The sequence below is a fragment of the Flavobacterium sp. GSP27 genome, from assembly GCF_003970395.1.
In the GTDB taxonomy this organism is placed as follows: domain Bacteria; phylum Bacteroidota; class Bacteroidia; order Flavobacteriales; family Flavobacteriaceae; genus Flavobacterium.
Genome location: NZ_RYDP01000003.1, coordinates 57,813 through 73,051, shown reverse-complemented (window position 1 = coordinate 73,051; position 15,239 = coordinate 57,813). Strand labels below are relative to the sequence as shown.

The 15,239-nt window shown below is 36.0% G+C and carries 12 protein-coding genes; 4 read left to right on the top strand and 8 right to left on the bottom strand.

Annotation, left to right across the window (positions count from 1 at the left end; all coding sequences use genetic code 11):
• Positions 1-20 precede the first annotated feature (20 nt).
• Complete coding sequence (locus EKM05_RS03825; RefSeq protein ID WP_126452492.1) at positions 21-581, bottom strand: YeeE/YedE family protein; 561 nt, start codon at positions 579-581, stop codon at positions 21-23.
• 192 nt (positions 582-773) lie between these two features.
• Here EKM05_RS03825 and EKM05_RS03820 point away from each other — a divergent pair, with 192 nt between their 5' ends.
• The 4 genes from EKM05_RS03820 (at position 774) to EKM05_RS03805 (ending at position 5,057) form a co-directional block, all read left to right on the top strand.
• A complete protein-coding gene (locus tag EKM05_RS03820; RefSeq protein WP_126553593.1) occupies positions 774-1,226 on the top strand; it encodes a 2-dehydro-3-deoxyphosphooctonate aldolase in 453 nt (150 codons plus the stop codon).
• Between the two features lie 196 nt (positions 1,227-1,422).
• Positions 1,423-2,241, top strand: coding sequence for a 3-deoxy-8-phosphooctulonate synthase (gene kdsA, locus EKM05_RS03815; RefSeq protein ID WP_126462979.1), 819 nt, complete (start codon positions 1,423-1,425; stop codon positions 2,239-2,241).
• An 18-nt stretch (positions 2,242-2,259) separates the two neighbouring features.
• Positions 2,260-3,102, top strand: a complete 843-nt coding sequence (locus EKM05_RS03810; protein WP_126553591.1) for a hypothetical protein — start codon at positions 2,260-2,262, stop codon at positions 3,100-3,102.
• 863 nt (positions 3,103-3,965) lie between these two features.
• A complete protein-coding gene (locus tag EKM05_RS03805) occupies positions 3,966-5,057 on the top strand; it encodes a PAS domain-containing sensor histidine kinase (protein WP_126462983.1) in 1,092 nt (363 codons plus the stop codon).
• A 28-nt stretch (positions 5,058-5,085) separates the two neighbouring features.
• Here EKM05_RS03805 and EKM05_RS03800 read toward each other — a convergent pair whose 3' ends face one another.
• From EKM05_RS03800 to EKM05_RS03770, 7 genes are all read right to left on the bottom strand, one after another.
• Positions 5,086-6,465 (bottom strand): M28 family peptidase, encoded by a 1,380-nt coding sequence (locus EKM05_RS03800; protein ID WP_126553589.1) that lies wholly within the window; start codon positions 6,463-6,465, stop codon positions 5,086-5,088.
• 140 nt (positions 6,466-6,605) lie between these two features.
• Positions 6,606-8,702, bottom strand: coding sequence for a glycoside hydrolase family 97 protein (locus tag EKM05_RS03795; RefSeq protein WP_126553587.1), 2,097 nt, complete (start codon positions 8,700-8,702; stop codon positions 6,606-6,608).
• A gap of 142 nt (positions 8,703-8,844) precedes the next feature.
• Positions 8,845-11,145 (bottom strand): beta-glucosidase BglX, encoded by a 2,301-nt coding sequence (bglX, locus tag EKM05_RS03790; protein WP_126553585.1) that lies wholly within the window; start codon positions 11,143-11,145, stop codon positions 8,845-8,847.
• On the bottom strand, positions 11,135-11,395 hold the full coding sequence (locus EKM05_RS14565; RefSeq protein WP_233579310.1) for a hypothetical protein: 261 nt from the start codon (positions 11,393-11,395) through the stop codon (positions 11,135-11,137). The genes bglX and EKM05_RS14565 overlap by 11 nt, the downstream gene beginning before the upstream one ends.
• A 3-nt stretch (positions 11,396-11,398) precedes the next feature.
• Positions 11,399-12,787, bottom strand: a complete 1,389-nt coding sequence (locus tag EKM05_RS03780) for a glucoamylase family protein (protein WP_126462991.1) — start codon at positions 12,785-12,787, stop codon at positions 11,399-11,401.
• A gap of 73 nt (positions 12,788-12,860) precedes the next feature.
• Positions 12,861-13,763, bottom strand: a complete 903-nt coding sequence (locus tag EKM05_RS03775; protein WP_126462993.1) for a LamG-like jellyroll fold domain-containing protein — start codon at positions 13,761-13,763, stop codon at positions 12,861-12,863.
• A 17-nt stretch (positions 13,764-13,780) separates the two neighbouring features.
• Complete coding sequence (locus tag EKM05_RS03770; protein WP_126553583.1) at positions 13,781-15,235, bottom strand: RagB/SusD family nutrient uptake outer membrane protein; 1,455 nt, start codon at positions 15,233-15,235, stop codon at positions 13,781-13,783.
• Positions 15,236-15,239 lie beyond the last annotated feature (4 nt).

Here is a 15,239-nt window from a genome sequence, read left to right as displayed (position 1 = left end):
ATGAGTCAATGATTGCTTATCTACTTTACAATTAATGGCAATAAAAAATGCGCCATTATCAATCCACCAATGAAGAATCCAATTACGGCTTTCAACGAAGGAATTTGTAAATTACTCAAGCCTGAAATGGCATGTCCGGAAGTACAACCTCCTGCATAACGAGAGCCAAAACCTACCAAAACACCACCAATAAGCAGTATAAAAATATGCTTTGGGGATTCTAAAATGGAGATTCCAAAAAGCGCATCCGGCATTAATTTTCCGTTTGGGGCATCGATACCAAGTTGTGCTAATTGTTCAATTGTTTTGGGATTAATAGTTACATTTGAAGCATCACTCATAAAATGAACGGCAACAAAACCACCTAACATTGCGCCAAGAACAACCACTAAATTCCAGCGTTGTGCTTTCCAGTCAAAATCAAAAAAAGAAACTCGTTTTCCTAAACCAGCCATCGAACAAAGCGAACGCAAATTAGAAGACATTCCAAAAGACTTTCCGAAATAAATAAGTGCCAGCATAATCAAGCCGATCAAAAAACCGGAAACAGACCAAGACCAGGTTTTAAAAATAATATCCATATTGTTTTTTTGTACAAAGATAAGAAGCATTTTACGAGATTTTAAGACAAATGTTATATTCCACAATAGACACTTGTAAATTATTCAGGGAACTCGCAATAAGGTCTGAAGTTCTGGTTATATTTGTGTCGAAGTACTTCCTTGCAATTAAAAGTGCCGTTTAAATTTTGACATTATAAATCTACCTTAAATATGAAAAAATCGATCCTTTTTATTGCTTTGCTAATAGGTACTACTTCTTGTATAAGTACACAATCTACTTTGAAAAATACGGACGATAATGCTCCCGATTTATTGCTCTCACAATACTATACTTTTGTGATTACTCAGTACAGTACAAACAAAAAATATGGATATGATAAGGATTATCCCATCAATATATTCTTTAATAACACTAAAAACGCAACGATCAACCAAGAACGGTTTTTGAACGCATTAGCTGGGCCTAATGGTGAAAAAATAACGTATACCAAACAAGAAAGTTGCTGTCCGTTTCCAACTAAAAGAAGTGACATGGGTGCTGGATTTCTGGACATTTATGAATTAAAATGGAACGGTCAGAAAGAACCGCTACTACTCTACCTGAACATCTATGAAAAAGGAATATTGATGGTTCCGGTGGGACTTACATTGAAAAAAAAATAGTTTTTAAAATCCCAAAAGTCCCTATAAACCAAATCCTTAGCCCTGATGGCAGTGAAAATCCTCCCGTTTTTCAGGGAGATTGCAACGTACAGCAGGAAAAAGCTCCCAAAAAAAAGTTAATGCGATAAATTAATTGGAAAACGTAAATTGGAAATCGCAAATCATAACTACCTTTGCACCTTTAAAAAATCATACTATGAACTTACAACATATTCCACAAATAAAATATACAGACAGTGGTAATTTCTTTCTACTTGCTGGTCCTTGTGCTATTGAGGGAGAAGAAATGGCGATGCGAATTGCCGAAAAACTAGTTGGTATTACTGATAATTTACAAATTCCTTTCGTTTTCAAAGGTTCCTTCAAGAAAGCAAACCGCTCTAGAATTGACAGTTTTTCAGGAATCGGTGACGAGAAAGCATTGAAAATCCTCAGAAAAGTTTCGGAAACATTTAAAGTTCCTACCGTTACGGATATTCATACAAATGAAGATGCGGATATGGCTTCTCAATATGTTGATGTATTGCAAATTCCAGCTTTTTTAGTGCGTCAAACGGATTTAGTAATGGCTGCTGCCAATACCGGAAAAGTAGTCAACTTGAAAAAAGGACAATTCATGAGTCCGGAAAGCATGAAACATGCGGTTCAAAAAGTATTGGATTGTAACAATGAAAAAGTGATGATTACCGATAGAGGTACGATGTTTGGCTACCAGGACATGATTGTTGATTTTAGAGGAATTCCTACAATGCAACAATATGCTACAACTGTTCTTGATGTGACGCACTCACTGCAGCAACCCAACCAAACGGTTGGTGTAACTGGTGGAAGACCTGATATGATTGAAACCATTGCCAAAGCTGGTATTGCTGTAGGCGTAGATGGAATCTTTATAGAAACCCATTTTGATCCTGCCAATGCAAAAAGCGATGGTGCTAATATGTTGCATTTGGATTATTTTGAATCCTTAATGACCAAGTTAGTTGCCATCAGAAAAACAATACACACATTTTAAATTTAGGCACCATATATATTGAAATATCTTTTATATTACGCATCCCTTATTATTTTATTTACCAATAGTATAATTGCACAGGAAATTACAGAAATTCAAACTAAATATACAACTCATAACAAAGGAAAATTTTTCATCTCATGGGGAGGAAACAGAGATACTTACTCCAAGTCGGACATAACCTTTCGAGGTAAAGATTACAATTTTACCTTAGAAAATGTCCAAGCGCAGGACAAACCAAAAGGGTGGCATGTAGATTATATCAATCCAGCAAAAATGACTATTCCTCAAACTAATTTCAGAATGGGGTATTTCATAAGTGACCACTACAGCGTTGCTATAGGTGTAGATCACATGAAATATGTAATGCTACAAGACAAGGCGGTAACGATCAATGGGCATTATCCCAATCCGGGATCTTATGATGAGCTATTAGCCAATAATCAAGTTCTTTTGACAGCAAAATTTCTCAAATATGAACATACCGATGGTTTAAATTATGTGAATACTGAGTTTTCTCGACATGATGATATCTCGTCATTATTCAAAATTAGAAATACGGATAAAATTCAAGTTAATTTAACCGAGGGAGTTGGTTTTGGTCTCTTATATCCAAAAACTAACACCACTTTATTAGGAAAAGATCGTCATGATGATTTTCATGTTTCAGGGTATGGAACTTCTTTGAAAGCAGGATTGAATGTTACTTTTTTTAAACATTTTTATATCCAAGGAGAACTCAAAGGAGGGTATATTAACATGCAAGACATTCGAACTACACAAAGCACCGAAGACAGTGCTTCACAAGATTTTTTCTTTTTTCAGAGAATTATTGCTGTAGGAGGAATATTCAAAATATAAATACTTTACACACAATAAAAAAACGAGGCTGTCTGGATATGACAGCCTTCTTTTGTTTACCAAAATTTTATTTGAATGATCGTGATGTGTTTTGATTTAATTGAAATTGTTTAGCGTATTTCTTTAATTATAAGCCGTTGGGTGCAATTATTCAAAACGTCAGTTCGAGTGTTTTTTGTGTAGTAAAACGGAACAAAACTTCTCAATACGCTTCGCACTCGAAGTGACGTGTATCGAGAACCGTTTTTAATACTAATTTTCTAGTTCTCGATATAATCCCGCCCAAAAGCGGGATCACTCGAACTGACAAAAATTATCATCAAAAATTAATTGCACCCAACGGGTTAATTATAACATATTATTAGCTAAATGTGGTGTACTATTTTCTTCCATAATAATAAAAATTTTATCTATCCAAAACTTGAATGGTAAATACCCTTCAAACTTAATTAAAATCACGTAAAAACACCTATAGCCAGACGAATTACTATTTCTAAATTTGCATGTATAACCTAATTTACATTAAATGAAAAATTCAGCACTAAATTCAGAGGAAAACACTAACCATTTTAATTTTAAAACTATTTTAAAAAAAATTGGATTTTATTTGTTAATTGTGCTTGTTTTTTTACACTTTAAGTTTTAATTATTTTCTTTTATGATGCTAAGTCGAGACCAGGAGACACCACAACCAATTGTTTCAAAAAATTATTATGCTGCTTTATCAGAAGAAATTCTATCAACTGCAAAATTAGGCAATATATGACTTTTCTTATAATATAATTTTTTATATCAGACAACAAAAATCAAAAAGAGTCTGGACACTGATGCTTTAAAAAAAACTTTTTAGATTAATAAATATAATGAATGTAACAAAGATGAATACTGATTCACATGGGGCATATAACTTTGATAATTTTTTTAATATATCTGCTGATTTTATATGTATTGCGGGATTTGACGGCTATTTTAGAAGAATAAATCCGGCTGTTTCAAAATTATTAGGATTTTCAGAAGAGGAATTGTATGCTAGACCCATCAGTAGTTTTGTGTATGCATCTGACCTTAAAATTACTATTGAAACCAGAGAAAAAGTATATAAAAACAAGCCTCTTTTGAATTTTGAAAATCGGTATTTAACAAAAACCGGGGAAATTATATGGCTGTCCTGGACATCGATGCCTGTCGAGTCCGAAAGATTAGTGTATGCGATTGCCAAAAACATTACCCATAAAAAAAGAATCGAAGAAGAACGCAATTTACTTCTTGCCAATCTTACCCAAATTAATAAGGAGCTCACGGTTTTGTCACATAAAACATCCCATGATTTAAAGTCTCCCATTAACAATATGCTTTCGGTCTTCAGTTTGATAGACAGCACTAAAATTCATGATCCGGAAACACTGGAATTGATCAGCACTCTTAAATTGACCAGTGAAAATTTAAAACAAACTTTAAACGATTCGATTGATGAATTAATTGATAATGAAAACATCAACACTCAAATAGAAAAAATAAACCTAAATGAAGCACTCAACGAAGTCTTGATCTCGATAAATTCTTTAGTCCAAGATTCAAAAGCAGAAATTAATATCGACTTTTCAGCTTTTGAAAATGTAACTTTTAACAAAGCGTACATCAAAAGTATTTTTTTAAATTTATTGACTAATTCGATTAAATATGCAAAACCGGATGCCCCTCCAATTATTACTATACAATCTAAAAAGGTAAATGGAATCAATCAATTAATTTTTTCTGATAATGGGCTGGGTTTTGATTTAGACAAAGTAAAAAACAGGATTTTTGGATTGTATGAAAAATTTCACAGCAACAACGACAGCAACGGTATAGGGCTGTATTTAGTGTACAACTACATCACAAGCTTAGGCGGGCGAATTGCGGTTGAGAGTAAAATAAATGAGGGTGCTACATTCACTATTTCTTTCAAATATTGAATGTAGCACCTTCTAAGATTTTGGTTTTTTAATTGACAATCCCTTGCTGATCCACCAGATAAAGTAAGGAAGCCATAGCCGCTGCTCCTAGTTCCAACTCTCTTTTATTGACAGCATCAAATGTGTCATTAGCGGCATGATGGTAATCAAAATAACGTTGCGAATCCGGTTGCAATCCCACCTTTACGATATGATTGGATTGCAGTGGACCAATATCAACACCGGAATGTCCTTTTACAAATTTGTGGATTAGGTATGGTTCAAATAACGTTGCCCAACTACTGATTTTGTTAAAATTTGCTTCATCAGCATCAATTGAAAATCCTCTTGGGGAAAATCCTCCCGAATCGCTTTCTAAAGCAAAAATATGGTTTTCATTATTTTTATTGGACTGTACTTCATATTCTTTGCCGCCTCGAACTCCGTTTTCTTCGTTCATAAACAATACCACACGCAACGTATTTTTAGGTTTATACCCAATGTTTTTGAAGATATTTAATACCTCCATACTTTGAACACATCCAGCACCATCATCATGAGATCCGTCTCCTAAATCCCAGGAATCAAGGTGGCCGCCAACGACCATTATCCTTTCAGGATGCTCAGAACCCGTTATTTCACCAACCACATTGTAGGATAAAACATCATCAAATGTTTCACAAGATTGTTTGAAATAGAATAGCGAATTTGGATTTTGTTTTAAACTTTTGCTCAACAGTTCGGCTCCATTTGTACTAATGGCAGCAGCTGGAATTCGTTGTTCTTTGGAAATTTCTCCATAATTAGTTGCACCGGTATGCGGTAAATCATCCAATCGCAAATTCATGGATCTTACAATTACAGCTAAAGCACCAAGTTTTCCAGCTTCTCTGGCTCCTGATGATCTTTGGTCAACACAACTCCCATAGGCTTTGAAAGTTTCGATAAATTCAGGATTCATCGCTCTGTTGAAGAAAATGATTTTCCCTTTTACTTTTGCTTCCCCTAATGCGGTTAATTCTTCCAAACTGTTTACTTCAATTATAGTTGCTTGTACTCCTTTTTTTGGAGTGGCCACTGAACCTCCCAGCGCGCAAATGGGGAAATTAATTTTTTGTTTTCCTACTTGTAAATATGCGATTTCTTTTTCGCCACGAACCCATTTTGGCACCATTACTTCCTGGAGATAGACTTTATCTAAACTCAGGGTTTCTAATTGTGCTTTGGTATACAAAACTGCTTTTTCAGCTCCTATAGAACCTGATAATCGGGATCCAATGGTATTGGATAAATGGTCCAGCCAAGGATAACATTTGGCATTGGTTAAGGATAATTTGTAAATTTCTTTTAACATTTGTTCCTCCTTAGCTTGCGCAAAAGCAGTAATTCCACCAAAGAAAAGTGCGGCTAAAACAATTGATTTTTTCATAATAAATTTGGGCTTTTTTGGGTATTCTTCTTTATAATTTTGGTTATGGTTGCCGTCGCAATTTCGTAATTCTTACTGAATATTTTATGCTAGATTCAAAAAAAATCCTGCAAGTTATATTTTCTTGCAGGATATCCTATTTATTTTATTGGTTCAAAACTGATTGCCGTTCCACCTCCGGGAGCTAAATTCAATTTGATTTTTGATTTGCTGGTTACTGTTATCGTTCTTATTTTATAAGCGATAGGATTCTTTTTCCAATCGGCATCTTTAGCATCTTCATAAATGATGGCTTTGTATTTCATTCCTTTGGTCAGGAAATCTAATTTAATTTCTGATTTTCTGGCATTCTCATCTGTTATTGCACCCAAAAACCAGGTTTCCTTTCCTTTTGTTTTTCGAGCAACCGTAACGTAATCGCCTGGTTCAGCTTCTAAATACTTACTTTCATCCCAATCCGTTTCAACGTCTTTGACAAACTGAAAAGCATCCGGATATTTCTCGTAATTTTCTAATAAATCGGCCGCCATTTGCAACGGAGAATACATCGTTACATACAAAGCCAGTTGCTTGGCTAAAGTCGTGTGTACCTGCTCCGTTTTATTTTTATCATAATAACTCATTTTAATTTCAAATATGCCCGGTGTATAATCCATAGGTCCGCCCAGTTGTCTGGTAAACGGCAAAATAGTTTCATGCATAGGTGGATTTCCTACGCTCCAAGCATTGAATTCATTCCCGCGAGCCGCTTCGGCAGCGATATAATTAGGATATGTTCTTCCGTAACCGGTAGGTCTTGATGATTCGTGGGAATTAATCATAATCTTGTAATCCGCGGCACGTCTAACAACAAAATTGAAATGATTCACCATAGATTGCCCGTCATGAAATTCACCACGCGGAATAATTTTACCCACATAACCGGTTTTTACCGCCGGATATTCGTGTTTTTTCATCAAATCAAAAGCACGATCCAAGTGTCTTTCATAATTACTGACAGAACCCGATGTTTCATGATGCATGATCATCTGTACATTTTTTGCTTTGGCATAAGCCGAAATTGCAGCAATATCAAAATCCGGATACGGAGTGGTAAAATCAAAAACTTCCTCTTTCCAGTTTCCGTTCCAATCTTCCCAACCTACATTCCAACCTTCAACAAGTACCCCACCGAAACCATTTTTTGCGGCAAAATCAATGTATCTTTTCGTGTTTTCCGTGGTAGCGCCATGTTTTCCTGAAGCTTTTGGGGCATCTGCAAAATTAGTGGCATTTTGAGAACCGGCATAATCCCAAGTTGATTTCCCAACATGCATTTCCCACCAAATTCCAACATATTTCATGGGTTTGATCCAAGACGTATCGTCTAATTTTGACGGTTCATTGAGGTTCAAAATCATTTTAGAAGCCACAATATCTCTGGCATCATCACTAATCATGATTGTTCTCCAAGGTGACACACAGGGTGTTTGCAAATACGCTTTGTCACCAATAGCGTTAGGAACTAATTCGGCTTTTAATTTGTAATTTGTCACATCAGCATTCAGGTGCATGACCGGATAATTGACAACCGCAGCTTCAAAAATATTGAGATACAAACCTGATGGTGCTTTCATCATCAAAGGTGTTTGAACCATATATTTTCCCGGAATAGATTTTACTCCAATTCCATTATTCATATTGATTTTGCTGTTATCAATTTCAGAAAACTTAGTTTCATTGTATTCGTATTCATTACTGTCAAAATCTCCTGGAATCCAGAATACTTTATTATTTTCGGTCAAATTGAATTGCGTAACCTCATCCGAAATGATAAAATAATTCAACTCCGCTTGTCTTGGAAAATCGTATCTGAAAGCTACACCTTCATCAAAAACTCTAAAAATAATGTTAATTTTCACCTTAGTTTCCTTGTTAATCAGCGAAACATTAAGCTCATTATACTGATTTTGAATACTAGTTTGTTCCCCTAAAACGGGTTTCCAAGATTCGCTGAAACTTGAAGTTTTTGAAGTCAGAATTTCAAAATTAGTGTCGAGATCCGGTTTTTCCTTTAATTTTATGCCTAAAAGACTTTCTAAAACAACTGCTTTATTTTTGTAATTTACAGAATATGCCGGTTGACCATTTCCTGCTAATTTAAAATTTAGGGCTATAGTGCCAGATGGAGACTGAACGGTTTGAGCATGTCCAAAACTGAACATAAAGAGTAGAAAAAGAGAAAGTAAACATTTCATTTTTAATGATTTTTTTGAATTGATAAAAGTAAATAAAATAGTCGTGTATCACAGCCTCACATGTACCAAATACCATTGTTTTGTTTAAAAAAACCCTTCAGTACAAATACTGAAGGGCCGATCATAAATAAATAAACCAAATCTATTTAATCAACTCAAAACTAACTTTCCGGTCCGTGTTCGAATCTGTTCCTACAAAAACTTGAAAAGTTCCCGGTTCTGCAATAAACTTCAAATCCGAATTATAAAATTTCAATTCTTCTAGGGAAATTTCGAAAGTAACTGTTTGCTTTTCTCCTTTTTTAATTGCTATTTTTTGGAATCCTTTCAATTCTTTTAGCGGTCTTGTAACTGAACCTACTAAATCTCTTATATATAATTGAACGACTTCCTTACCATCAAAATTTCCGGTATTGGTGACATCAACAGTCACATTTAATTTCTCGATGAAACTCATTTTATCTGCTGATATCCTCAAATTCGAATACTCAAAAGTGGTGTAACTCAATCCAAATCCAAAAGGATATAAAGGTTCATTTCTTTCGTCGATATAATTCGATCTGAATTTTTCGAACTTCCCTTCTTTGTTCCCTAAAGGTCTTCCTGTATTTTTTTGGTTGTAATAAATAGGTACCTGCCCTACACTTCTAGGGAAAGTAGCAGTCAATTTTCCCGAAGGATTTTCATCGCCAAACAAAACATCAGCAATTGCACTGCCTGCTTCACTACCGGCAAACCAAGTATTCAAAATAGCAGGAACGGTTTCGTTTTCCTGAACCAAAACCAATGGACGGCCAGTAAATAAAACCAAAACCACCGGTTTTCCCGTTTTCAATAAGGCTTGTAATAAGTCTTTTTGCGCTTGTGGAATTTCTAAGTTCGTTCTGCTACTGCTTTCTCCGGACATTTCTGCTGATTCTCCAAGTGCGGCAACAATTACATCCGATTGATTCGCAATTTTCAAGGCTTCCTCCAATAATTCTTCGGTAGTTCTGTCATCGCGATGTAAGGTTTTGCCAAACATAGTTGCTTTTTCCTCGAAAGCGGCATCATAATCCAGATTGCTTCCTTTGGCGTAAAGCACTTTGGTCGAATTCCCAACCACTTCTTTGATTCCTGCCAAAAGTGAAATGGATTTATCCTGATTTGTGGCTACACTCCAGGTTCCTGCCATATTTTCTTTGGCATCAGCCAAGGGTCCGATTAAGGCAATCGTCCCAGACTTTTTCAAAGGAAGCAACTGATTTTGATTTTTTAATAAAACTAAAGATTGAGCAGCTGTTTTTCTGGCTTCGGCTCTGTTGCTTGCTGTAAAAATTTCCTTTTTTGCTCTTTTAGCATCTGTGTAACGATACGGATCATCAAACAATCCCAGATCATATTTGGCATTCAAAATAAGACGCACGGCGTTATCGATTTGTTCGACGCTAACTTTTCCTTCCTCCACTGATTTCTTTAGAGTCGTAAGGAAGCCTTCACCCACCATATCCATTTCAATCCCAGCATTTAATGCCAAGGCTGAAACCGTTTGCAAATCCCCCATTCCATGATCTATCATTTCCGGAATTCCTGTAAAATCAGTTACTACAAATCCTTTGAAACCCCATTGCTTACGCAACACATCAGTCATTAACCATTTGTTTCCGGTTGCAGGAATCCCGTCTACTTCGTTGAAAGAAGCCATTACAGAACCTACACCCGCATCAACAGCGGCTTTGTAAGGTGGAAAATAATCATTGTACATCCTGATTCGACTCATGTCAACCGTATTGTAATCACGTCCTGCTTCGGGCGCGCCGTATAAAGCAAAATGTTTCACACAGGCTAAAATGGTATTATTCTTTGATAAATCATTTTGTTGGTACCCATTGACCATCGCTTTTGCAACTAGGCTTCCCAAAAAAGGATCTTCACCAGAACCTTCCGAAACCCTACCCCAACGTGGATCACGGGAAATATCAACCATTGGGGAGAAAGTCCAGTTGATTCCATCAGCACTGGCTTCTTGTGCCGCAATTTGAGCACTTCTTTCTATCAGTTTCATATCCCATGTACAAGACAATCCAAGCGGAATAGGAAAGGTCGTTTCATACCCGTGAATTACGTCCATTCCAAAAAGCAACGGAATTTTCAATCGGCTTTTTTCGACAGCGATCTTTTGAACTTCATATATTTTTTGAACTGATTTGATGTTGAATAAACCACCCACTTTACCTTCTTCGATATTCTTCGCGACATTGGAACTGTTGGCCTGACCCGTGGTAATATCTCCCGAAGTAGGTAAATTTAATTGCCCTATTTTTTCTTCCAAAGTCATTTTAGAAAGTAACTCTGAAACGAATTCTGTTTTCGGTTTAATTTTAACGTTCTTTTTAGTTGTCTTTTTTTGGCTGTAGCCAAAAAGAGAAATTCCAAAAAGTAATATAATAAGTTTAATTTTCATTTTGTCTGTTTTTTGTTTGTTGGAACATCCAATCATAAATTTCTTGGTTGTCATACACGCGCGACCAACTGTCGTGGTTTGCATTATCAAAAATGGTTAATTCCACATTGGAGTTCTTTGGAATGTGCAAAACGTAATTTAGTTCGTAATTTTTAACGACTTCCGTTTTAATTTTCCCCCTCCTCTCAGTTTGAGAAAAAGAATTCCATGACATTAAAAAGGCGAGTATTAAAATTAGACATTTCATCATTCTTTAAAAATTATATTTTGTAGAATTAAAGCCCAATTTTGTCAAACCTGGTTTAATTTCCGGAGCGTTCATAAATAATTTCCATAATAAACCGGAACGGTGATTTTCAATCATAGGTGCAATTGTACCTTGATCAATGGCTAAATATCTTGGCGTTACCCAGTTATAATGCGGGGAAAAAGCATCATAAGGCCCTGCTATTCCAACATATTCTGTTCTTTTTTCATCGTATAAATAATGAAGAAACTTCATGGACTCTACTGGTGTAAAAGGAAACGAAGACAGGGCAGCCGTAGGCGTAATTACCCCTAAATCATTGTTAGGCTGGTGTGCTGAATATCCTGTAGAACCATCACTGTTACGGGAATAACTAGCCGTTAATCCCCAACATTTATCTGAATAACCTTTCCATTGACGTGGATTAGCAATGCAATATTGATTGATGATTTTAGAATGATTTTGGGTCAATGCCCAATAATCGGCATATTGATCCTTCAATGTAGTGGGATCTAATCCTAAATAAGAATATTGCGCCCAGAACAAAGGACCTACATTTCCTGAAGCTCCGTTATAATTGAAAATCACAGGAATTCCATATTGTGATCCTCCATTTGTAATGCCTCCATTTCTGGCCCAAGCCTGATGATAGGCCTGTTCCGAAATAGGATGCGTAGGAGAAGCAGCACCCAAAACATAGGTAATCAAACATTCGTTGTATCCTTCTAATTTAAAATTCATTTCCCAACCGTATTGCGGAGACCAATGCCAGTAAAGGGCGTTTTCTCCTTTGGTATACCAATCCCATTCTACTCCTTTCCAAAGTGCATCGGCTTTTGCAGCTAATTCTTTTTCTGAGGCAGAACCATTTTTAAAATATTCTCTGATGCTTAATAATCCTTGACAAAGGAAAGATGTCTCTACTAAATCACCTCCATTATCTTTTGTTCCAAATGGAATTACTTTTCCGGTTGAACCATCCATCCAATGGGGCCAAGCACCGTGAAAACGTTCTGCTTTTTCGAGAAAATTCATAGCAGTTGTAAGACGTGAAACTGCTTCTGACCGATTTACAAAACCGCGTTCAATACCTACTATTATTGACATTAACCCAAAACCGGAACCTCCCGTGGTGACAATATTAGCTTCAAAACCAGGATCATTGGTATAATACCGTTCTCTTGCCAGTTTAGAATTAGGCTCTGCATACTCCCAAAAATACTTGATGGCATCTTTTTGAACCTGATCCATAACCTCAATATCCGTCAAAGGAACTGTTGGAGTAACAGGAGTTGTTGGCAATGGAGTTCCAGTACCTCCGTTACTCTCCGGAGTTGAGGAAGAGCAGGAAATAAAAAAACTAATACAAAATAGTAAACTCAGGGAAATCTTCATTTTAATAAAAATAATAGGATTAATAGTTTTAAAATAAACCCCTAGTTTTAGAAATCTAGGGGTTAATAGTCTTTTATCTGTTGTCTTTTTCTAATTTATATAAAGCGACAACTTCATTGTCAGAAAGAGCTGCGTTATAAATTCTAAACTCATCCATTAAACCGGTGTAATTCAACATCCAACCATCTGGAGCGTTCCATGGAGCACCTAAATGTTGCTGGAATCCACCAATAATGAACTTTGAAACATTCGAACTGGCAAGATCACCATAGCCAACACCCCCGCTAAGAGGATCACTTGCATATCGCTTGGCAATTGAAGCAGGTAAATTCAGTTTTTGTCCATCAATGTACATACTGTAAGTAGAACTAACTCCACTGTAAGCCCATACAACATGTTTCCATGTTCCAAACATATTTGTTAGAACATTAGCACCACCATGCTCTATAAACTGCCCAGACCATGCAATACTGGGTGTCACATCTTTTTGAAGATGATTTTTCATTAACATAGTAGTTGCCGGACCAGTACCTTCTATTAATGAGAAAATGTTCCCCCAAAAATCTGTTGTTTTTGGCAACATAAATAATGATTGTGCTCCTCCGGAGTGTGGATTTGTATTGATCCACATAGAAACAGTAATACTTTTTAAATCCACCAAAGAACTTGCCACTGCGCTGTAAGCAATAAAAGAATTTGAAGATCCTTGATATGCCTTTCCTTTGATTCCGTTTCCATAGGTCACATTTTTCCCTACCCCGCCTGTTATTCCATTTTTTGAATCTGTAATACTGTTCTCAAAACTAAATTTGGTAACTAAATTAGCGGCAGCAACGTTATCTGAATTTTCATATCCACCAATTGCCTCGTAAGCAATTGGTGTATTGACTTTATCTATACTATCCTCGTTACAGCTCACAAAAAATTGTGAAGCCAAAACAGAAGCAAATAAGAAAATATATTTATTTTTTTTCATTTTACAGTTCTTTAAAATTAATACCCTGGGTTTTGTGTTGACAATCCGCCTGATTGTATAATAAAAGCTTGTGGCAATGGAAACAATTCATGTTTACCTGCAACGAATGTTTTTCCATGAATAGCAAATGCGGTTACTGCTTGTCCCGTACGCACTAAATCAAAAAATCTATCGTGTTCAAATGCCATTTCAACTCTTCTTTCTTTCCAAATTGCAGTTCTCACATCACTTTGAGATAGAGCAATTGTGTTGCTTAATCCAGCTCTTGCTCTAATTTGGTTCAACAAAGAAATCGCTGCAAGAGTTTGATTCAATTCATTTAGCGCTTCGGCTTTCATTAATATAACTTCGGCATATCTCAAATATTTAATATTCACATCGGTTTCCCAACCATCTGTGAAAGCAGATGAATACGCTTTGTAGTTGTATCTTTCATTTTCAACAGTAACTGGTACAACTCTACCATCATATAAAGTGGTACCTCTAAAAATGATTGTTGCATTTTTTCTACTATCGCCTGTTTCATAAGCATTTACTAAACTTTGGGATGGTGTATTGAAGCCCCAACCCCATCCACCATTACCACGAGCTCCTTGCGTATTGGAATATCCTGAGATTCCTTTGGCAGGAACTGAACCTGTGCCTTGAATTTCAAAAATAGATTCAGCATCATTTTCTCCAGCTAATCTAAACATAGAAGCATAATTTGGAACAATAGCATATCCTGTAATCAAATTACAGTTGTCCACTACTTTCTGCCAGTTTTTTTGGTACAAATTTATTTTTGCCAATAAAGCGTAAGCAGCTCCTTTTGAAGCTCTTCCTTTTTCAGCAGCCGCATATTCGGATTTGTTTGGCAATGCCACAATAGCATCATTCAAATCACTTTCAATATAAGCATACACTTCTGCTCTAGATTTTCGTGTTAATTGCATAATTCTATCTTCATCAGAAGAAGGGTTTGGCAAATGATCAATAATTGGAACACCTCCATAGGTTTTCACTAAAGTGAAATACATAAAGGCTCTCAAAAACTTTGCTTCTCCCATTAATCTGGTACGTAAAGCAGGATTAGCTTTGTCTAATTGAGGAATAATACTTAATGCTTGATTGCATCTGTTAATTCCTTCATAATTAGCTGCAAAAACCTCACTTGTTGATGGCGTTGAGGCATTATAGGTTAAGGCATCCATTAAATCTTTATCGGTACCAGTATCTCCTGGAGACGATCCTTTGTCAGCATCATCAGAGGCAATACTTGACAACCCAATCCAAGAAAAGGAAGTCATGTTCCAATCTAAAAACTTACTGTAGATGGCAGTTACAAAAGTGGCAGCTCCTGCATCATTATTGAATAATTCTATGTCTTTTGTAGAAATAGATTCTGTTTGATCTACCTCTAAATAGTCGTTTGAACATCCCGAGAAAAAGTATGCGGATAGCGCAAAAATTGATATATATATCTTTTTCATTGTA